The organism is Glutamicibacter sp. 2E12, assembly GCF_050030965.1.
Classification (GTDB): Bacteria; Actinomycetota; Actinomycetes; order Actinomycetales; family Micrococcaceae; genus Glutamicibacter.
Map to the genome: position 1 here is coordinate 530,367 of NZ_CP188297.1, position 18,765 is coordinate 549,131.

At 58.9% G+C, this 18,765-nt stretch carries 18 protein-coding genes and 2 tRNA genes; 6 read left to right on the plus strand and 14 right to left on the minus strand.

Annotated features, from left to right (window positions below; translation table 11 throughout):
* Positions 1–140 precede the first annotated feature (140 nt).
* The 4 genes from ACP3TE_RS02425 to ACP3TE_RS02440 all read left to right on the plus strand — a co-directional run bounded on the left by ACP3TE_RS02425 (position 141) and on the right by ACP3TE_RS02440 (position 3,961).
* Positions 141–1,322, plus strand: coding sequence for a sensor histidine kinase (locus tag ACP3TE_RS02425; protein ID WP_105657305.1), 1,182 nt, complete (start codon positions 141–143; stop codon positions 1,320–1,322).
* A gap of 29 nt (positions 1,323–1,351) precedes the next feature.
* Positions 1,352–2,068, plus strand: coding sequence for a LytR/AlgR family response regulator transcription factor (locus ACP3TE_RS02430; RefSeq protein ID WP_105657247.1), 717 nt, complete (start codon positions 1,352–1,354; stop codon positions 2,066–2,068).
* 125 nt (positions 2,069–2,193) lie between these two features.
* A complete protein-coding gene (locus ACP3TE_RS02435; RefSeq protein ID WP_286172046.1) occupies positions 2,194–2,493 on the plus strand; it encodes a hypothetical protein in 300 nt (99 codons plus the stop codon).
* A complete protein-coding gene (locus ACP3TE_RS02440) occupies positions 2,486–3,961 on the plus strand; it encodes a cation acetate symporter (protein ID WP_426735117.1) in 1,476 nt (491 codons plus the stop codon). Before ACP3TE_RS02435 ends, ACP3TE_RS02440 begins: the two co-directional genes overlap by 8 nt.
* Here ACP3TE_RS02440 and ACP3TE_RS02445 read toward each other — a convergent pair.
* Complete coding sequence (locus ACP3TE_RS02445) at positions 3,958–4,908, minus strand: DMT family transporter (RefSeq protein ID WP_402735548.1); 951 nt, start codon at positions 4,906–4,908, stop codon at positions 3,958–3,960. The two genes, ACP3TE_RS02440 and ACP3TE_RS02445, sit on opposite strands and share 4 nt — an antisense overlap.
* 39 nt (positions 4,909–4,947) lie before the next feature.
* Between ACP3TE_RS02445 and ACP3TE_RS02450 the strand changes: the two genes are divergently transcribed.
* Positions 4,948–5,451, plus strand: a complete 504-nt coding sequence (locus tag ACP3TE_RS02450; RefSeq protein ID WP_105661811.1) for a MarR family winged helix-turn-helix transcriptional regulator — start codon at positions 4,948–4,950, stop codon at positions 5,449–5,451.
* A 104-nt stretch (positions 5,452–5,555) separates the two neighbouring features.
* Here ACP3TE_RS02450 and ACP3TE_RS02455 read toward each other — a convergent pair whose 3' ends face one another.
* From ACP3TE_RS02455 to rpsB, 6 genes are all read right to left on the minus strand, one after another.
* On the minus strand, positions 5,556–6,128 hold the full coding sequence (locus ACP3TE_RS02455) for a DivIVA domain-containing protein (protein ID WP_105657242.1): 573 nt from the start codon (positions 6,126–6,128) through the stop codon (positions 5,556–5,558).
* A gap of 149 nt (positions 6,129–6,277) precedes the next feature.
* Entirely contained in the window at positions 6,278–7,834 is a 1,557-nt protein-coding gene (locus ACP3TE_RS02460; RefSeq protein WP_426735120.1) for a phosphatidate cytidylyltransferase, read from the minus strand.
* The gene (gene frr, locus ACP3TE_RS02465; RefSeq protein ID WP_426735122.1) at positions 7,834–8,391 is read right to left on the minus strand and encodes a ribosome recycling factor; all 558 of its coding nucleotides are present in this window, start codon (positions 8,389–8,391) and stop codon (positions 7,834–7,836) included. Before frr ends, ACP3TE_RS02460 begins: the two co-directional genes overlap by 1 nt.
* Positions 8,392–8,469: 78 nt before the next feature.
* Positions 8,470–9,192 (minus strand): UMP kinase, encoded by a 723-nt coding sequence (pyrH, locus tag ACP3TE_RS02470; protein WP_105657240.1) that lies wholly within the window; start codon positions 9,190–9,192, stop codon positions 8,470–8,472.
* 204 nt (positions 9,193–9,396) lie between these two features.
* Positions 9,397–10,233, minus strand: coding sequence for a translation elongation factor Ts (tsf, locus tag ACP3TE_RS02475; protein ID WP_105657303.1), 837 nt, complete (start codon positions 10,231–10,233; stop codon positions 9,397–9,399).
* A 145-nt stretch (positions 10,234–10,378) separates the two neighbouring features.
* On the minus strand, positions 10,379–11,230 hold the full coding sequence (rpsB, locus tag ACP3TE_RS02480; protein ID WP_105661810.1) for a 30S ribosomal protein S2: 852 nt from the start codon (positions 11,228–11,230) through the stop codon (positions 10,379–10,381).
* Between the two features lie 396 nt (positions 11,231–11,626).
* Here rpsB and ACP3TE_RS02485 point away from each other — a divergent pair, with 396 nt between their 5' ends.
* Positions 11,627–12,160, plus strand: a complete 534-nt coding sequence (locus tag ACP3TE_RS02485; protein ID WP_105661809.1) for a M23 family metallopeptidase — start codon at positions 11,627–11,629, stop codon at positions 12,158–12,160.
* Between the two features lie 256 nt (positions 12,161–12,416).
* Here the strand turns inward: ACP3TE_RS02485 and ACP3TE_RS02490 are convergent.
* The 7 genes from ACP3TE_RS02490 to ACP3TE_RS02520 all read right to left on the minus strand — a co-directional run bounded on the left by ACP3TE_RS02490 (position 12,417) and on the right by ACP3TE_RS02520 (position 18,533).
* A tRNA-Ile gene (locus ACP3TE_RS02490) sits at positions 12,417–12,493 on the minus strand.
* 99 nt (positions 12,494–12,592) lie between these two features.
* Positions 12,593–13,780 (minus strand): glycosyltransferase, encoded by a 1,188-nt coding sequence (locus tag ACP3TE_RS02495; protein WP_105657237.1) that lies wholly within the window; start codon positions 13,778–13,780, stop codon positions 12,593–12,595.
* Positions 13,781–13,831: 51 nt separating this feature from the next.
* On the minus strand, positions 13,832–14,743 hold the full coding sequence (locus tag ACP3TE_RS02500; RefSeq protein WP_388023973.1) for a DMT family transporter: 912 nt from the start codon (positions 14,741–14,743) through the stop codon (positions 13,832–13,834).
* A gap of 86 nt (positions 14,744–14,829) precedes the next feature.
* Positions 14,830–15,675 carry a phage holin family protein gene (locus tag ACP3TE_RS02505; protein ID WP_181149034.1) on the minus strand — a complete coding sequence of 282 codons (846 nt, stop codon included), beginning with the start codon at positions 15,673–15,675 and terminating at the stop codon, positions 14,830–14,832.
* A 273-nt stretch (positions 15,676–15,948) separates the two neighbouring features.
* Positions 15,949–16,024, minus strand: a tRNA-Asn gene (locus ACP3TE_RS02510).
* A gap of 139 nt (positions 16,025–16,163) precedes the next feature.
* The gene (locus ACP3TE_RS02515) at positions 16,164–17,237 is read right to left on the minus strand and encodes a glycosyltransferase family 4 protein (RefSeq protein WP_388023974.1); all 1,074 of its coding nucleotides are present in this window, start codon (positions 17,235–17,237) and stop codon (positions 16,164–16,166) included.
* A gap of 42 nt (positions 17,238–17,279) precedes the next feature.
* Complete coding sequence (locus ACP3TE_RS02520; RefSeq protein WP_426735126.1) at positions 17,280–18,533, minus strand: MFS transporter; 1,254 nt, start codon at positions 18,531–18,533, stop codon at positions 17,280–17,282.
* Between the last annotated feature and the right edge of the window lie 232 nt (positions 18,534–18,765).

An 18,765-nucleotide genomic window follows, 5' to 3' on the forward strand; every position in this document is an offset into this window, starting at 1 on the left:
AGTTCACTATTGGCGATAAACCCGTTGGCGACTAGGGGGCTTGCACAGCTCGTGGCTCAACGGACTGCTTTCTGCGCCCAACGGCGCAGCATGGCGCGCTGAACGGTCGGCAGATCAGGCAGGGCCCTAAGATGGGATACATGTCTCCAGCGCTGCAAGTCACCCTGATCGTCGCCATTGCGATGGTCGGAATCGCTCTTGTCGGCTACATCGGTTTCAGGATTTCCCGCTCCACCAAGGAAATGGGTACCGACGTCGAGGAAGCCACCTACAAGACGTTGCACCACATGTCCGTTGCGGTTCCCCATTTGGAGCGCGGCCTGACTGAGGACGGGGCGGCCAAAAGCGCCAAGGCGCTGCGCAGGCTCTTGAACTGCCAGGTATTGCTGATCAGCGACACCACCCATGTGCTGGCCACCGATGCAGGGGCCGATTTCACCGCGGAACTCGAAGAAGCAGCCTCCAAGGTTTCCAAAAGCGCGCTGGCAACCGGCAAAACCCAGGTAGAACGTTCCTCCGGCATGGACTTCGTGTCCGCGCCGATCACCGTAGGAGATCAAAGCGTGGGAACGGTGACCGCGCTATCACGCAGGGCCGGCGCCAGCTTCGTTCGGGCAGTTTCCGAGGTAGCGGTCTTTGTATCCGCGCAAGTTTCCACCGCCCAGCTCGATGAATCCAAGGCCATGCTGCTCGAAGCGCAGATGCGTGCCTTGCGCGCTCAGATCTCCCCGCACTTCATCTACAACTCGCTGAATGCGATCGCCTCGTTCATCAATACTGATCCCGCGCGAGCCCGTGAGCTGGTCATAGAATTCGCCGACTTCACCCGGTACTCTTTCCGCCGCCGCGGTGAATTCACCACCCTGGCCGAAGAACTGGAAGCCATTGACCGCTACCTGTTGCTGGAAAAGGCCCGTTTCGGTGAGCGCATCAAGGTCTCCTTGCAGATCGCTCCCGAGGTGCTGCCCACGCAAATTCCCTTCCTGGCCTTGCAGCCACTGGTTGAAAACGCGGTACGCCATGGACTCGAAGCCCGGCCAGATGGCGGAGTCATCTCCATCACGGCCACCGAAGACGGAATGCACGCAGTCATCAGCGTGGAAGATGACGGCATGGGCATGGATCCCGAGCAGCTGTCCAGTGTGCTAGCTGGCGATACCCCGAATATGCACGTAGGCCTGCGCAACGTCGACCTGCGCATGCGCCAGCTCTACGGCAATTCCAATGGACTGGTGGTGGAGACCGCGCCGGGGGCCGGAACGCTGATCACTTTGCGTGTCCCGAAGTTCCGTCCGCCCAACACGATCACTTCCGATGCATAGAAAAATCCAATAAACGGTAGAATTTTCGCATGATTAACGTGGTGGTCGCCGATGATGAACTTCCAGCGGTAGAAGAAATCGCTTTTCTGCTCAGCCAGGATTCCCGCATCGGGAAAATTCACCGCGCCACCTCTGGTGCCGCGGCGCTGAAGGCGCTGGAGGAAAATACTGTCGACGCACTTTTCCTCGACATCCACATGCCGGCTTTGTCAGGCCTGGACATTGCCCGCGTCATCTCCCGGTTCACCAATCCCCCACTGATTGTTTTTGTCACCGCCGATGAAGATCAAGCGCTGCAAGCATTCGAGTTGGCCGCCATCGACTACGTGCTCAAGCCCATTCGCCCGCAGCGCCTGGCCGAATCCGTTCGCCGCATCTGCGAGCTGGTCGAGGAGACCCCTGCCAAGCCGGAAATGATCACGGTGGACCAGGGAGGCATCACCAAGCTGATCCCTCGGGCGGATATCGCCTACGTTCAAGCCCAGGGAGACTACGCCCGGCTGCACACCAAGGATTCGAGCTATCTCATCCGGGTTCCGCTCAACGATTTGGAACAGCAGTGGGGCGAGTCCGGTTTCGTTCGGATCCACCGTTCCTACCTAGTGTGCATGGATAAGATCGAAACCGTTCGCTTGCAGACCGGCAAGGCCGCTGTGCTGGTCAACAGCACCGAACTTCCGATTTCTCGTCGCGCGTTGCCATACCTGCGGGAACGCTTGGCTGCCAACCGCGTCCGCCCGCTGTAGGAAGCTGCTGGCCTTCCGTGGAGCACCTTCCCCAAGACAACAGCCGGCGAGAGCCCCTCATGCCCGGACGTTTCGCTGAGCAGCGTCCAAAACGCGTGCGTGTCCAGGCTCCGCAGGATGCATCCTTGACTGTCTCCCCCGACCGTCCCGAGCACACAGCAGAAGAATTCTATGTTCGCCAGCTGATCCGCTCCCAGCTGCGGCTGGCCTGTGCCGTGGCGGCGGGCCTGCTGGCGATGCTGGTAGGCATCAGTGCATTGCTCGTCTTTTGGCCGGTCTTCGAGGACATCCACCTGCTGGGCCTGCCCCTGCCATGGTGGGTTTTGGGCATCGGCATGTATCCACTGATCATCGTGGCCGGAATGCTCTACAACAGGGCCGCGGGACGCAATGAAGAACGGTATCGGAGCATCAGCCGTGGCTAGCCTGCTGTCCGTTTCCTCCCTGGTGATCGTTTGCCTCACGACCATGCTGATCGCCTTCCACGGCCTGCGCCTGTCCCGTACAACTTCCGACTTCTACGTAGCTTCACGCACCGTACGCCCGTGGTGGAATGCCTCTGCTATTGGCGGCGAATACCTGTCGGCGGCTTCGTTCCTGGGCGTTGCCGGACTGATTGTGCTCTCTGGGCAATCAGGTTTGTGGTTCCCCATCGGCTACACCGCAGGCTACTTGATGCTGCTCCTGTTTGTTGCCGCTCCCCTGCGACGTTCCCGGGCATACACAATTCCCGATTTCGCGCAGATCCGTTTCGAAGGCTCGCCGATGCTGCGGAAAATCACCACCTATCTGGTGGTGGTGATCTGCTGGCTCTATATCGTTCCGCAAATGCACGGAGCAGCCCTGACCCTATCCATCGCTACCGGATTCCCGAGTTGGGCCGGTCCGGTCATTGTTGCCGCGGTTGTCTGCGTGACGGTGCTGTCCGGCGGGATGCGCTCGGTGACCTTCGTCCAGGCCTTCCAGTACTGGTTCAAGCTGGCGGCCTTGGTTATTCCCACGATTTTCCTGCTGGGGCGGGCCATCCCCGAGCATTCGGCATCCGGGCATGCCCAGGCCCTGTATGCGCAGCTGGAGTCCGTGAACGCGATGAACCTCTACGAGACGGTATCCATCATCTTGGCATTGCTCTTCGGCACCCTGGGGCTGCCGCATGTGCTGGTGCGCTTCTACACGAACCCCACAGGCCAGGCTGCGCGTACCACCACGGTGATTGTGCTGTGCCTGCTCTCCGCGTTCTACCTCTTGCCGACGACTTTGGGCGTGCTGGGCTTGCTCTACACCCCGGAGCTCGGTGCCACCAATGAAACCGATGCCACCATCCTGCTCTTGCCCGGGCGCCTCTTCGACGGATTCCTGGGCGACGCCTTGACCGCAATTGTCGTCGGTGGCGCATTCGCAGCTTTCCTCTCCACCACCTCCGGTTTGGTGGTATCCCTGGCTGGTGCGCTGTCCCAGGAATTCTTCTCGGGTACCGTGCGGGGCTTCAGGATCTCTACCGTGCTGGCCACCGCCCTGCCCGTCCTGGTCGCGGTGGTGACCAATTCATTGGCCTTGGCGGGCGCCATTGGAAACGTCTTCGCCTTCACTGCATCCACCATCTGCCCGCTGCTGCTCTTGGGCATTTGGTGGCGTTCACTGACCGCTCGAGGTGCTGTTGCCGGACTGCTGGCTGGCGGCATCTCCTGCGGGCTGGCCTTGATGACCGGCGCCTTCCTGCCCCAGGAAGATGAGATCTGGATCCACCTCTTGCGCCAGCCTGCGGCGTGGAGCGTTCCCTTGGCCTTCATGGTGATGATCTTCGTATCGCGCAGCACCAAGCGGAGCGTGCCCGCCAACGTTGAACGCGTCATGGCGTTGCTCCATGTCCCGGACTGGCGGGCGACGTTCTAGCCAGTCTCCACGGATTCTCCGGCAGGCGCGTCGCGGCCAGATGCTTCGCGTGCCGAAGCTGATCTGCGCCGGGATCCCTTGGCCAGCCCCAGAAGGACTCCGCCGAGAACCAAGCCCATCCCGATCAGGCTTTGGAGGCCGAGGCTTTCCGCTGCCAGCAATGTTCCCAGCAGGACCCCTGTCACTGGATTGAGCAGGCCAATGAGGCCAACTGACGATGCAGGGAGATGGCGCAGCCCGGTGAACCAGGCAAGATAGGCAGCCGCGGTGGCAATGAGGCTGACATAGCCGAAGCCCGCCATCGCCTGCAGGTCAAGCGCAGGGGGTGCTCCATGCACGAACAGCGCGCAGGGGACCAGTACTGCCCCTCCGGCCACCAGCTGCCACGCGGTGACACGGATAATCGGCATCCCTTCAGACCATCGTTTGGTCAAGATGAACCCGGCACTGGATAGGACCATTGCTACCAGCGACAAGACGATCCCCAGGATATCGATGCCGGCCTGTGCATCGAATACCATGATGCCCACGCCGACGAAGCCCAAGAGGGCCCCAACCAAAGGCCAACGTGCAGGACGTTCGCCGAGCAATAGCCATGCGAACAGCATGAGCACACCGGCAGAAATCGCCATGGTCGTAGCAGCGACACCCGATGGCAAAAGTTGCGCCACCACGTAGATCAGGGCAAAGAAGGCACCGATATTCAGCACGCCCAGAACCGCGGATTTCCACCACCAGCTGCCCTGCGGGAGTTTCCTGGCTAGCCCCAGCAACACCAAGCCCGCCGGCAATGCGCGGATCGCCGCACCCCAGAGCGCTGAGCCGTCGGGAAGAAATTCCTTGGTGACATAGTAATTGGAGCCCCACGCGATCGGGGCTATCGCGGTCAGTGCTACCCAGCCCAGCGTTCGAAGCCGGTGCCCCGCCGAATTCAAAGTATCTTCCATGGAAGATACTTTAGCTTCCTTGGAAGATATAATAAAGGCATGGAGCAAAACGACCACGTATCGCGCATTCAACAGCAGTGGGCAGAACAACGGCCGGATCTCGACCCAGCGCCCCAGGGAATCATCGGCCGGCTGCATCGCTTGGCTAATTACCTGACCGAGGAGCTCTGCACGGTTTATGCAGAGCATGGGCTGACCGAAGCTGAATTCGATGTGCTCGCGGCCTTGCGGCGGGCAGGAGAACCCCATTCCCTGGCCCCCGGCGAGCTGGCACAGCAGACGATGGTGACTACCGGAGCCATGACCAAGCGGCTCGACAAGCTGGTCAGCAACGGCTGGGTCACCCGTGCGCTATCCGGTGATGACCGGCGTGGGCGCCGCATCTCCTTGACGGCTAGCGGCAAGAAGAAAATCGATGAAGCGTTTACCGCCCACATGCGCAACGAAAAGCGCCTCGTGGACCAGCTGGCCCCCGCTGATCGTCCTGTGCTCGAAGAAATGCTGCGAAACTGGTTGGCCCACTATGAACAGACCCGGCCCTAGCCTTATCGGCCAGCGCGTCGCCAAGAATGCAAAAAGCCGCGCAGGGCAGCGGGAAGAATTTCCCACTGCCCTGCGCGGCAATGCGTTTGCGCTGGAGACAGCTGCTAGTCGATCGAAGCCATCAGCTCAACCACGCGGTCAAGGAATGCATCGACCTGCGATTCCTCGTAGCCATCGGTTCCCTGCGAAGAGCGGAATTCCACGCGGCGTACGGTGTCAACGGCCATGGGCACGTCGTTCTCGAAATAGTCGATGAGCTGATCGCATAGGCGATCGACATCTTCGATGTTGTAGCTCGACGCGTTGGAACGCGACGGGCGACGGAAACGCTCACCCTTGGCACGGTGCAGGCGGCCACGCAGGATCGCGGCCAGGCGGCCTACCTGCTGCAGCCAGACCTCCTCGCCCTGATGGGCAATCAAGTCGTCGCGCTCGCGCTTGGCAAAGACATCTTCCAAGCGGTCCAGCGCACCATCGACTTCGCGGGCCTGGTACCCGCCCTTCTGCGGCGCAAAAGTGGTGCGGCGGATCAGGTGGCTGGTGACCACACTGTCGTCGTTTCCTCCACCGTTGAAGGTGGCGCGGGCACGGCTCAGGAATGCATCAACTTGCTTTGCGTTGTAGCCGAATTCCGAGTCCGGTACGCGGGAAAACGGAGCATCTTGCTGCTGCGACACGACAGTTCCTTTTTCTCTAGAGAGATATCAGTTGGGTACCCCGGTAAGGCGATACCCCTCATATTCTATTGGCTTGGGCCAATAGTTGGCTTAATGGCCACACCAGCCAGTGCATTCCAGTAGAGGATCACACCCGCTGGCGGGACCGGTCAGAAGACTTCGACGCTCCAGGCCAACACATGCGAAATCACATAGCCCAGAGGAATGACAAACAATATCGAGTCCAAGCGATCCATGATTCCGCCATGGCCCGGCAGCAAGTTGCTCATGTCCTTGATGCCCAGTTCACGTTTGACCATGGATTCCGCGAAGTCGCCAGTGGTCGCGGCAATGGTGGTGAAGAACGCCAAGATGACGCCCGTCCACCATGGCATTTCCAGCCAGAAGTGCATTGCGCAAGCACCAATAGCCATCGAACCAATCATTGATCCGGCGAAGCCCTCCCAGGACTTTTTCGGAGAAATCTTTGGCGCCATCGGATGCTTGCCTATTAGCACACCCACGATGTAGCCGAAGGTGTCGTTGGCGACCGCGAGCAGCAAAAGCGTGGCAATGAGCCATTGGCCATTCTCGGAATCAAGAATCAGCAGGGCGAAGGAAAGCAGCAGCGGCACCCAGCTGATGATGAACACGCTGCTCATCACCGAGGCCACAGCACCCTTGAGTCCTTCCATGAGCCGGAAGAGCAGAGCGATGAGGATACAGGCAATGTAGCTGAAGCCAAGGGCTTCCACCCCGCCCCAAATGGCACTGACCGGCAGCAAGACCGAGGACAGGTACAACGGCAATTGAGGCACCGCGGTCTTGGCGTGAGTAGTAGCTCTCGCAACTTCCCAGCAGCCAATGCCGCTGAGGGCAATCAGCGCGATGACCAACAATGGCTGCGACCACATCAGGCCAACGAGGACGACGCCGAGCATCAGCAAGCCTACGCCGATTGCCGCGGGCAGGTTGCGTCCGGCGCGCGATTTCTTCGGCTCCGGGGTTCCTATCAACAGCTCGGCAGGGATGTCTGCTTCTGCCGCGTCGGGCTGGCCGGTCTCGGCCAGGTCCGTGGAGTCGGAAACCGGTGGAGCAGGCACCTTGCCCTCGGCAGACGCTGGATTCTGCGCCGCTGATTCGGCGTCCTGTTTGGTCGCTTCGCCCTTCGCTGGCATACCACCCTGGGCAGCTGGGGCCGCTAAGATCTTGGCTTTGCCGGGTTCCGCCGATTCTACGGGCTCAGCCGGTTCCTCGGCTGGTCCGGCCTGCTGGGCAGCTACCGGCCCCGGAGCCGCCACCGACTTGGACGTATCAGCCTTGAAGGCTGCCTTGGCACGCTCTTTCGCTTGCCCGGTATCAGCCGTAGCGGCTGCATCCTTGCCTGGGGAAACCTCAGCTGCCGGGTTCGCGCCAGCCCCTGGCTGAGGGGTCGGCAAAACGCCATCGGTGCCGGCAACTTGCTCCACGGCTGGTGCCGGTGCTGGCGTGGCCATTGGAGCAGCTACCGGATTGGCCGGTTCAGTCGTGACCGGTTCTTGGATTCCAGTGGCAGGTTCTGGAGTTTCCCTAGCCGCGCGGTTCTTCATGAAACCGCGTTTTTTCCCCTTGGCGGCAGCCTCGCGCTGGGCACGAGCTTCACGTCGGGTCAGGGGCTGGGATTCTCCGGATGCCACTGAGGGCACCGCCGAAGCGTTGCCCTCAGTGTTGTCTGTCGAGCCTGGCATTAGACTTCCAGCAGCTCTGCTTCTTTTTTCTTCAAGATCTCGTCAACTGCGTCAACGTGCTTCTTGGTCAGCGCGTCGAGGTCCTTTTCTGCACGGGTGCCCTCGTCCTCGCCAATTTCGCCTTCCTTGACCAACTTGTCGATGGAGTCCTTGGCCTTGCGGCGGTGGTTACGCAGCGCAACGCGGGCGTCCTCACCCTTGGCCTTGGCCAGCTTGACGTATTCCTTGCGGCGTTCTTCGGTCAGCACTGGAAGGACAACGCGGATCATCTTTCCGTCCGAAGATGGGTTTGCCCCAACTTCTGGATCGCCCAGAGCCTTTTCGATTGCGCGCATAGCGGTCACATCGAATGGGGTGATGGTGATGGTGCGTGCTTCTGGCACTGCGAAGGAAGCCAACTGCTGCAGTGGGGTCGGGGAACCGTAGTAGTCCACCATGACCTTCGAGTACATGCCTGGGTGGGCGCGACCGGTACGGATCGTCGCGAAGTCCTCCTTGGCGGCCTCAATGGTGCGTTCCATCTTTTCGGCGGTTTCCGCCAGCGTTTCGTCAATCACCGGTACTCCTCAAGTACTTCATCTGTGTTTCCGCTACGGGAAATTAAATCTACTTCAATCCTAAGCCACGATCACCGATTAGACGGTGACAGTGGTGCCAATCCGCTCGCCGCGAATTGCCGCGGCCACGTTTCCTTCGCCTTCCATGCCGAAGACCAGCATATTGAGCTTGTTGTCCTGGCACATGGTCATGGCGGTCTGGTCCATCACGCGGATGTCGTTGACCAGCGCGTCGCTGTAGGTCAAGGTCTCCAGCTTCTTGGCGGTCGGATCCTTCTTCGGATCCGCGGTGTACACGCCATCGACGCCCGACTTGGCCATCAGAACTTCGTCAGCATCGACTTCCAGGGCACGCTGCGCGGCCACGGTGTCGGTGGAGAAGTACGGCAGGCCTGCGCCAGCGCCGAAGATGACAACGCGGTCCTTTTCCATGTGGCGGATGGCACGGCGTGGGATGTAGTTTTCTGCGACCTGGGCCATGGCGATGGCCGACTGGACGCGGGTTTCGACGCCGCATTGTTCCAGGAAGTCCTGCAGTGCCAGGCAGTTCATGACGGTGCCAAGCATGCCCATGTAGTCTGCGCGCGAGCGGTCCATGCCGGAGGCCGAGAGTTCTGCGCCGCGGAAGAAATTGCCGCCGCCAACCACGATTGCGACCTCTACTTCGCCTACGGTTTCAGCGATCTGCTTGGCGATGCCGCGAACGGTATCCGGGTCAACGCCGATCTTGCCGCCGCCGAATACTTCACCGGAGAGCTTGAGCAGTACGCGGCGTCGTTTGGTTTCTGGGGTGCTTGGCATGAGGTGTCTTACTCCTGGAGGTCGGAATCAAGCTGGGGGTACTACTTCCCAGATCCCAAGCTATCGTGAGATCCGGGCTCAAGAAAAGGGAGGCGAGTCACCGAGTTTTCTCTCGGTGCTCACCTCCCTTTGATCTTGTGCACTCAGGTTGCCCTGAACGCGGTTCGCTTAATGCGTACGGCTAATGCTTAGAGCTGTAAAAGCTTAGGCACCAACGCGGAAGCGTGCGAAGGCAACTGGCTTGGTGCCAGCTTCTTCGAAGACCTTGCCTACGGACTTCTTTGCGTCCTTGGCGAAAGCCTGGTCAACCAAGACGATTTCCTTGAAGAAACCGGTCAGGCGGCCTTCAACGATCTTGGTGAGTGCAGCTTCTGGCTTGCCCTCCGCGCGAGCGGTTTCGTCTGCGATGCGGCGCTCGTCGGCAACCTTGTCAGCTGGAACCTCCTCGCGGGACAGGAAGGTAGGAGCCATTGCAGCGGTGTGGACAGCAACGTCGTGTGCGACGGTTGCGGCAGCTTCGCTGTCAGCGTCAACAGCCATCAGAACGCCAACCTGAGCTGGCAGGTCCTTGCTGGTCTTGTGCAGGTACGAAGCAACCTTGGCACCCTCGATGCGTGCAACACGGCGTACAACAACCTTCTCGCCGAGGATTGCGCCCTCTTCGATAACGATGTCGCCAACGGTCTTGCCGTCCAGCTCGTAAGCCAGCAGTGCTTCTGCATCTGCAGCACCGGAAGCCACAGCGGCATCCAGGACCTTGTTGGCCAGTGCGATGAACTTCTCGTTCTTGGCAACGAAGTCGGTCTCGCAGTTGATCTCGATCATGACGCCGACGTTGCCTTCAACCTTGGCAGCAACCAGGCCTTCAGCGGTCGAACGGCCTTCGCGCTTGGTAGCGCCCTTCAGGCCCTTGACGCGGATGATCTCGATGGCCTTCTCGGCGTCGCCGTTAGCCTCGTCCAGTGCCTTCTTAACGTCCATCATGCCGGCGCCAGTGCGCTCGCGCAGTGCCTTGATATCAGCAGCGGTGTAGTTTGCCACGTGCAATCCCATTCAGCTAGGAGTTTCAAGTTTATTTTGCTTATGGGACGGGTCGGATTTCCGGCCCGTCCCACAAGACTTGGTGAAGTTCACCCCGAGCTACACGCTAGTGCGCCCAGGCAAACTTCTGGAGTCACCGAGGTGACTACTTGGCTTCTGGTGCCTCAGTTGCATCGTCTGCAGCTGGTGCTTCAGTTGCAGCTTCTGCAGCTGGAGCTTCGGCCTTGGCCTTCTCGCCCTCAAGCAGCTCGCGCTCCCACTCAGCCATTGGCTCAGCAGCACCCTCGGTCTTGCCGGCAGCCTTGTTGTTCTTGGCGATGAGGCCTTCGGCCACAGCGTCAGCAACAACGCGGGTCAGCAGGTTGACGGAGCGGATTGCGTCGTCGTTGCCTGGAATTGGGTAGGTAACTTCGTCCGGATCGCAGTTGGTGTCCAGGATGGCCACAACTGGGATGCCCAGCTTCTGTGCTTCGTCGATAGCCAAGTGTTCCTTCTTGGTGTCAACGATCCAGATAGCGGAAGGGGTGCGGGTCAGGTTACGGATACCACCGAGGTTGTTCTGCAGCTTGGTCAGCTCGCGCTTCAGCAGCAGCAGTTCCTTCTTGGTGTGACCGGAGCCAGCAACGTCCTCGAAGTTGATCTCTTCCAGTTCCTTCATGCGCTGAACGCGCTTGGAGACGGTCTGGAAGTTGGTCAGCATACCGCCGAGCCAACGCTGGTTCACGTATGGCTGGCCAACGCGGTTAGCCTGCTCGGCGATCGATTCCTGAGCCTGCTTCTTGGTACCGACGAACAGTACGGTGCCGCCGTGGGCAACGGTCTGCTTGACGAACTCGTAAGCGCGGTCGATGAACGACAGCGACTGCTGCAGGTCGATGATGTAGATGCCGTTGCGCTCGGTGAAAATGAAGCGCTTCATCTTTGGGTTCCAGCGACGGGTCTGGTGGCCGAAGTGGACGCCGCTGTCAAGCAGCTCTCGCATGGTTACGACTGGCATGTCGCAACTCCTTTCAGCAGTGGCGGACCGGGCGCGCATGCGCCCGCGGTAACTGCTCTTGTTTGTTCGGGTTGATGCAGATAGCCATTGTGGATATCCGCCCTAGCATGAATACCGATAGATGCTTGGCATCTCGCCTTCGGTCCACCGATTCTCTCGGACCACTGGAACCTCAGGCCACAGCTCATGAAGCTGTGGATACTCATACGCGAAGTCAATCCCCTGCCCGACGCACCCAGTTTTGGACACACCTGTGACAGGACACTGCTGTTTCAAGTGTACTACAGAGAACTCAACGCTTTACACGGCGATATCGGTGATCTGCAGCCCATTCGCTTGCCCACAATTCGCTCTTCCAACTGCTCAAGATCCGGCTATTGGGTCCAGCCTGAGAGGATGAAATCCAAGTATCTAGTCGCCGGGCTGCAGGTTTTGCTGCTGGCCTTCAGTGGTCCTCCGGCCTCGCCCCTGACTGCGGCGCCACAACCAGTCCAAGCACAAGCTGCACTCGCCGCCGGCAACGGCTGGCGTTGGCCACTAGCTGGCGAACCGGAAATTCTGGAGCCCTTCGATAAGCCGGAGGAGAATTGGCTTCCCGGTCATCGCGGCGTGGATTTGGCTGCCAGCTCCGGAGACTCGGTCTTCGCGCCCCAGCGCGGCCAAGTCGCCTTCGCTTCAGTGATCGTGGATCGACCCGTGCTGGTCATCGACCACGGTTCCGGATTCAAGACCAGCATCGAACCGGTAGCCGCCGGAGTCTCGGTGGGCGATTGGGTCGAGGCTGGCGCGAAGGTGGGACAGGTAGCAACCGGGGCGCACTGCTCGGGCCGATGCATTCACTGGGGCGTGCGGCTCGAAGGAGAATACATTGACCCGGTGTTGCTGATCCGCGACATGCGTCCATCAATTCTCTTGCCGCTGCACGAATGACCGTGAAGGCTCCCAGGGGTGCACCATGAAGAGCCACGGTTACTGTCGCGGGTCTTGCAGACCGGATCCTCTGCGTGTTCTTGCCCCTGGCGAGAGCTCCATGCCGCGCAGCCGCGTGGCCTGTTCCTTGGACTGCCATGAGAGTTGCAAGTTGGCACCGCGCAATGGGCTGGGAACTGGCTTCTTCCAGTTTCCAGACCCCGGAACGAAAAATCGTCCAGCAGCTTTTTTGCATAAGCTGCTGGACGATCTTGTTTGGTAGGGAGTATGGGACTTGAACCCATGACCAAGGGATTATGAGTCCCCTGCTCTAACCAACTGAGCTAACTCCCCACATGGGCCCATCGCCGAAGCGGCGTAACCACACTCGAAATATTCTAGGGCATCACTAGCCGAAACACCGACTTGACGCACCCGATGACGATGAACCTATTAATGGGTGGAAACTTCGTGGCCGCGGTAAAGGGCTTCGAAGGAGTTCATTGTCTTTTCCTGCGCGTGGTTCTTCACCTTTTCGTGCCCGGCTTCACCCATCTTGGCACGGCGCTGCCCATCCAAGGCAAGAACCTGGTCTAGCTTGTTGGCCAGATCCTGCCGGTCTCCCGGCGTGAACATGTAACCATTGATGCCTTCGTCTACCAGGTGCGGCAGGGCCATCGCGTTGGCCAGAACGACGGGTTTGGAAGCCGAGAGTGCTTCCAGGGTTACCAATGACTGCAGTTCGGCCGTGCCTGGTTGGCAGAACACATCGCAACGCAGGTAGGCCTGGCGCAGTTGTTCATCACTTACATGCCCAAGGAAACGGACACGGTCTCGCAGCTGCAATTCGTCGGCGATCTTCTCCAAGTGAGCGCGTTGCTCTCCCCCGCCAACAATTTCAATGATGGCATCCGGCACCTGGCTCATTAAAGGCAATGCCTCGATGAGTTCATTGATGTTCTTCTCAACGGCAAGACGGCCTGCGAACAAGATCGTGGGGAACTCGTTTTTAATGATTTCTTCCCCTGCCGCCAGCTCGTAGTTGCCGATCTCGATCCCGTTAGACAGCGGAAGCACCCGGTTCAGTTTGGCACGCTCACGCATTGCCTTGGCCGCCAGTGGAGTCGGGGTCGTGACGGCGTCTGCCCGCCCAAAGATCTTCCCCATGTCTCTCCACGAATTCTGCGCGACAATTCGCTTGAACCACTGCGGGAAAGGCAGGAAGGGGTCAAGGTTTTCCGGCATGAAGTGGTTCGTGGCGATGGAACGAACCTTGTTCTTGCGAGCCCATCCGATCGTGCGCTGGCCAATCATATAGTGGCTCTGGGCGTGGACTACATCGGGCTTGATATCCGAGAGCAGCTTGCTGATCTGCCGATTGACTTCCCACGGGAACACGATACGGAAGTACTCGTGGGTAGGTACCGAATGCGATTCCAGACGATGCACAATTGCTTCATCACGGATCTCGGTGTAGGTCTTGCCCTTATCTCCACGGGCCGCCAGCACATGCACCCGGTGGCCGCGTGCATGCATCGCAGTAGCCAACCGGTAGCAAAACATCGCTGCACCGTTGACGTCTGGCGGATAAGTGTCAGCAGCAATGACGATGGTCAGCGGTTTTTCCTTGGCCACGAGCATCCTTCGGCGTTCACACGCGTTGTAGTTTCTATTAAAATCTGCAGCTTCAGTCTATTTGGAATCAGGCATGGATTTTTCTGCTTCAGTCTGGTTCCGGCGTTCAATTACGTCCGGGTGATGCCTGGATAGTGCGGTCACACCGACGATAGCCAAACCAGCAGCCACCAGCATCAGTACGGTGACCAGTACCGGAACATCAGGACGCAGCTCCCCGAGGATGCCGATTCCAATGGCAATGCCAATTATCGGGTCAATCACCGTCAACCCTGCGATGACAAGGTCAGGAGGTCCCTTTGAGTAGGCCTTTTGCACAAAATATGAGCCGAGAAGGCCAGCTACAACTACCGCTAGGCCAGCCAGCCAAGGCAGCTGGATAAAGCTGCCGTCGCCGATATTCATCACGGCGATTGCAATGGTTCGAACCAGTACGGCGACGAATCCGAATAGGACGCCAGCACCGAGGATGAAGAAGAACGCACCGAGCTTCTTGTGGAAGAAGATGGTGGCCAATCCCACGATGGCAACGACTACCGCCAAGATCATTTCAATCAAGTGCGCTTCGTAGTCGTTTACCTCCTGGTTGCTGCTAGTGGCAGTGACGGCCAGAAGCACGAAGCCAACCGAACCCACCATGCAGCTGATGATCGCCAATACGGTGGGACGATTCATCGTCAGGTCGGTTTCCTTGGCATTGACCATCGCAGTGATCACCAATGCAATGGCACCAATTGGCTGCACCACCGTCAAGGGCGCGCTGGCTAGCGCGAAAACATTCAAGGCCATGCCAAGAGCCATCAGCCCCAGTCCGCTCATCCAGCGTTTGTTGCGGGCCAGCTTCCCGACATTCTTAATTGTCAGGTCCAGACCGCCAACAGCACTGCGGACTGCCTGCGATTGGAAGTGCGCTCCAAAGGCAAGACAAAAGGCACTGCATAGTGCCGCTGCAATAGCGATCCAAACCATGTCAGTGCCTTTCTAGCCTAAGTTTTCATACGACGGGGCACGCGCACGCTTGGTACGGCTAATGCCTGGCCCCGTCGGCGAAAGACCTAGGAGCGCTTGAACAATGCGCGGACTACAGCCATCAGCGCCAGCCCGGAACCTGCCATCACGATATACGGTCGTGCCTGCTCTAAGCGGTTTGAGCCGGCTCTGTCAGCCTCCGATTGGTCTTCGGAAGACGAAGACGAGGAAGGGCGAACGAATCCCTTCGCCTTGGCGGCTGCTCCGGAGAACTTTTCCCCAGCTCCCTGGGTGAAGGAACGAATCTTGTCGATCTTGGCCAGTGGCGCTTGCACGCTCTCGCCCAGGTTGTCACGCAGAGCCTGGATCTGGCGGCGGCGACGCTTGGTGCGAAGGATCAGCTCATCGGCACTTGGTGCCGGAGGCTTCGGTTCCTTCTTCTTTTCAGCCTTCTCGTCATCCTCAGCCGACTTCTTCTTCAGCGGCTCATCAAGAGTGCTGACATCGAAGGCGCTGCCGTCCTTGAGCACGCCCAAGTCGTGGCGGAGTCCGCGAATAGCTGCTTCCGGTTTCAGCGGCAGTGCCTTCTTGACCTTGGCATATCCAACCAATCCCAAGATGGCAGCAACCAGCAAGAAGAATCCTGCAACGATCAATGCGGCTGCCCAACCGGGCAACCAGAGAGCCAATACATTGACCAGGGTAACGACAACAGCAATGACGAAGAGCAACACTACGAGCAGTGCAGCTCCGGCGAGCGCCGCCGCCATGCCAATGCTGATTCCCTTGCCTTTGAGTACCGTAGTCGCGAGTTTGATCTCGTCCGAGAGCTGTTGTGGAACAAGCTCCTTGAGACCATCAACCTGCGTCTTAGCACTCTTGACACTCGACTTAAGGCTTTCGTCAGCTTGCGTCGATTCAGCTTCAGACATGGTTTCTCCATATTCTCGATCGCTCAGCAACCGGTACATCAAACGCTAACACCCCGGTTGCCGCATACGACTCAGTCTTCAGGCGTAAAACCCACTGCCTTTATCTCATGCTGTGGGTGTAACTGTTAACGATTCGAAAGTCTATCGTCTAATCACCTGTGGTTATAGGAGGTTCGGGTGTTGCTGGGTTTTCACTTCGAATTTGCGCATGGCAACGACCGCTTTTGGGTAAAACAAAACCTCCCAGCTACTTGCGGAGCTGGGAGGTTTCTTTGGCTCCTCCAACTGGACTTGAACCAGTAACCCTTCGATTAACAGTCGAATGCTCTGCCAATTGAGCTATGGAGGAATGCAACGAGTAATACTTTAGCACTGGCCAAGTGCGGTTTTCAAATCGGAAGTTCCCGTTGCGGAGCATGCGTTCCCTGCCCCGAATTTCCGCCATTTTCCGGGCGAGACCGGATGCTTATCCACCAGGCAGCAGCAAACTATTTTCTGTGATCTGCCGCATATCTGGCCAAATCCAGCAGCTGCTGGGCTGATTGTTCCCATGAGTAGTGCCCGGCTCGTTCCACGGCGCGTTGCGAATACTGTCTCCAGGTAGCCTGCTCATCCAAAGTGCGTACTTGGTCCGCGAAGCCTTGTGCATCATCTGCCGAAGCATACAGCGCGGCGTCATCCGCGACTTCCCTGAAAATCGGCATATCGGTGGCAATCACCGGAGTTCCCATGCTCATCGCTTCGACCAGGGGAAGCCCGTAGCCTTCTTCTCGCGAAAGGGTTACCAAGGCAGTGCATTCGCTGAGCAGCTGTTCGTATTCCTCATCGCTGACACCGCGGTGGAATACCACTGTGGATTGCGAGGGGATGAGCTTGGATAATTCAGCATGACGTTGCTCGTTGATCCCGCTTAGCAGGTGCAGCTCATAGTCCGGCAGGTGCGCCATGCCGCGGATGAGTGTCTCGACGTTCTTGTATTCCATGAAGGAACCCATATAGACCAAGGTCTTCTTTGGGCGCTTCGCTTGGTCTCGACGAGCAAAATTTCCGGTGGGGGCGTTGAACACCAGTCCAATATGCTTCTTGGTCAGTCGATGCCTGCGCATGAGTTCGGCTGTGGTGTTGGAAACGGTAGCCACCGCGTCGGCACGATTCAGGAGCATCCGCTGCGGCCAGTAGACCTGATGGAACAAGTACCATCCAGCGCGAATCGGAGCAGGCAGGAACTTCGGTGCATGCGGATGCGAGTAGTAGATCAAATCATGCAGGGTCAAGACCAAGGGATATTTCCGCCCCAACGATCCGATGGTCTGCATGGGCGAGAACACGACATCCGGCTTGAGCTTGTTGATCTGCAGGGCGACGAATGGCTCGAGCACGCTCGTGGGGCCGGAAATCTTCAGATACGGAACATCGGGGAGCATTGCCAGCTGCCTGGTGTCGTTGACCAGCATCGTGACCTCGGCAAGCTTGCTGGCGGCCTCGATCAACCCGGCGGTATACCGGCTAATGCCATCATGGTGGGTGATGCGGGTGTATCGAGCGTCGATAACGAGTTTCACGTGCGCGGTTGCCTTTACTTCGTGGTGCGTATGCTTTCCAGCCTAACGGCTTGCGGGGCCGCGCATCACTAGGTAGCTAATAACTGAGAGGGTTGCGGCAACGACCCAGGCAAGCAGTCCAGCGGTAATCCCCCACGCGCTGGCCAATGCGCCGCCCGCCAATCCGCCAACGGGTACGACTCCAAAGGTGAATAACCGGCGTGCGCTTAGGACCCGGCCCAGCAACTGCTCCGGAACGATCTGCACAATCCAGGACGAGGCAGCAATATTGAAGAGCAGCACGACGATTCCCCATCCCAGCGCGAAAATTCCCAGCAGCACCATGGACCACATTTCGGTTGCATAAGCCGCGCCCAATACGCAGCCCGCCAAAACTGCCTGCATCGAACCGGTGTAGATCAGCAAGGTTGCCGGAGCGAATTTTCCAGCCAGCGTTCCTGCGATAGCAGCTCCAATTAGCCCGCCAACGCCACTCACCGAGGCGAAAAGGCCGTACCCGAATTCGCCAAAGCCGAGCTCGTTGATAATGAAGATCGCTTCTACCGATGACCCGATGGCCAGCCCCAAGTTGGAGAACATCACTGCAACGGTAATTGCCAAGAGCAGGCGGTGCCGGGCCAGATACCTGAGGCCAGCCAGGATGCCGCCCTTTTCGGTCGACGGCCCGGGGCGGCGGCCAGGGCCTTGCGACAGGCGATAGGAACGCACCTGCAGCGCCATCAGCATTGCCAGCAGGCCCAGAGCCGCCGAGATGCTCAGCAGCGCTGGCGCTCCCCACAGCGCGAAGCCGGTTCCCGCCAAGGCCGGGACAATCACGGTCATTGACTGGTCCGCAGCTCCCAGCGAGGCGATCAGCTTGCTGATGCTCGCCGCTCGGACTTCAGGCTCATCTCCGATGAGCTGCGGAACGGCAGTGGTTTGGGACGTTTCGGAAAAAACATTGCAGAAGCCGAGCAATGCGCACAACAGCATCCCCAGCGGGATCGTTAGCTCCTCGGCGAAGGACAGCGCCGCTAGGCACCCCAGCAGGAAAAGCTTGGACCCGAGACCGATGCGCAGGACCCGCAACGCGGAATACTTGTCGACCAAATGGCCCGCGGGGATGCTGGCGAGCACAAAGGAAAGGGAACCAAGCGCATTGAGCACTCCCATCTGCATGGCAGTTGCGCCAAGGGTACCCACGAACAGCAGATCAATCGTGATATCAGAAAGTGAGCGTCCTGCCGCGTCCGTTGCGTTCGACCCGAGGAGCAGACGCTGGGATCGCTGGACTTTTCCTGGGCTTACCGTGGCCACTTGCCCTCCCTTGCTCTAACTGTTTGATCATACAGCTCTAGCTTGAAAGTGCAATCAAACGATTAGTGATAATTCCGGGACATTGGAAGTCGAGAAGTTCTCTCCACTTCAACCTCGCAGGGGTCCAACTTCAGCCCCGCTCAGATGCAGGTCAGCGGGTAACTTATCACAGCCGGGCGCCACCCGCAGGAAAATGTAGAAACTTTTCTCCTGGCGGAGAGAGTGAATTACT

Coding starts and splice junctions, on each gene's coding strand:
- ACP3TE_RS02425 (WP_105657305.1), top strand. CDS start 141: ATGTCTCCAGCGCTGCAAGTCACCCTGATCGTCGCCATTGCGATGGTC.
- ACP3TE_RS02430 (WP_105657247.1), top strand. CDS start 1,352: ATGATTAACGTGGTGGTCGCCGATGATGAACTTCCAGCGGTAGAAGAA.
- ACP3TE_RS02445 (WP_402735548.1), bottom strand. CDS start 4,908: ATGGAAGATACTTTGAATTCGGCGGGGCACCGGCTTCGAACGCTGGGC.
- ACP3TE_RS02450 (WP_105661811.1), top strand. CDS start 4,948: ATGGAGCAAAACGACCACGTATCGCGCATTCAACAGCAGTGGGCAGAA.
- ACP3TE_RS02460 (WP_426735120.1), bottom strand. CDS start 7,834: ATGCCAGGCTCGACAGACAACACTGAGGGCAACGCTTCGGCGGTGCCC.
- pyrH (WP_105657240.1), bottom strand. CDS start 9,192: ATGCCAAGCACCCCAGAAACCAAACGACGCCGCGTACTGCTCAAGCTC.
- rpsB (WP_105661810.1), bottom strand. CDS start 11,230: ATGCCAGTCGTAACCATGCGAGAGCTGCTTGACAGCGGCGTCCACTTC.
- ACP3TE_RS02485 (WP_105661809.1), top strand. CDS start 11,627: ATGAAATCCAAGTATCTAGTCGCCGGGCTGCAGGTTTTGCTGCTGGCC.
- ACP3TE_RS02495 (WP_105657237.1), bottom strand. CDS start 13,780: ATGCTCGTGGCCAAGGAAAAACCGCTGACCATCGTCATTGCTGCTGAC.
- ACP3TE_RS02500 (WP_388023973.1), bottom strand. CDS start 14,743: ATGGTTTGGATCGCTATTGCAGCGGCACTATGCAGTGCCTTTTGTCTT.
- ACP3TE_RS02505 (WP_181149034.1), bottom strand. CDS start 15,675: ATGTCTGAAGCTGAATCGACGCAAGCTGACGAAAGCCTTAAGTCGAGT.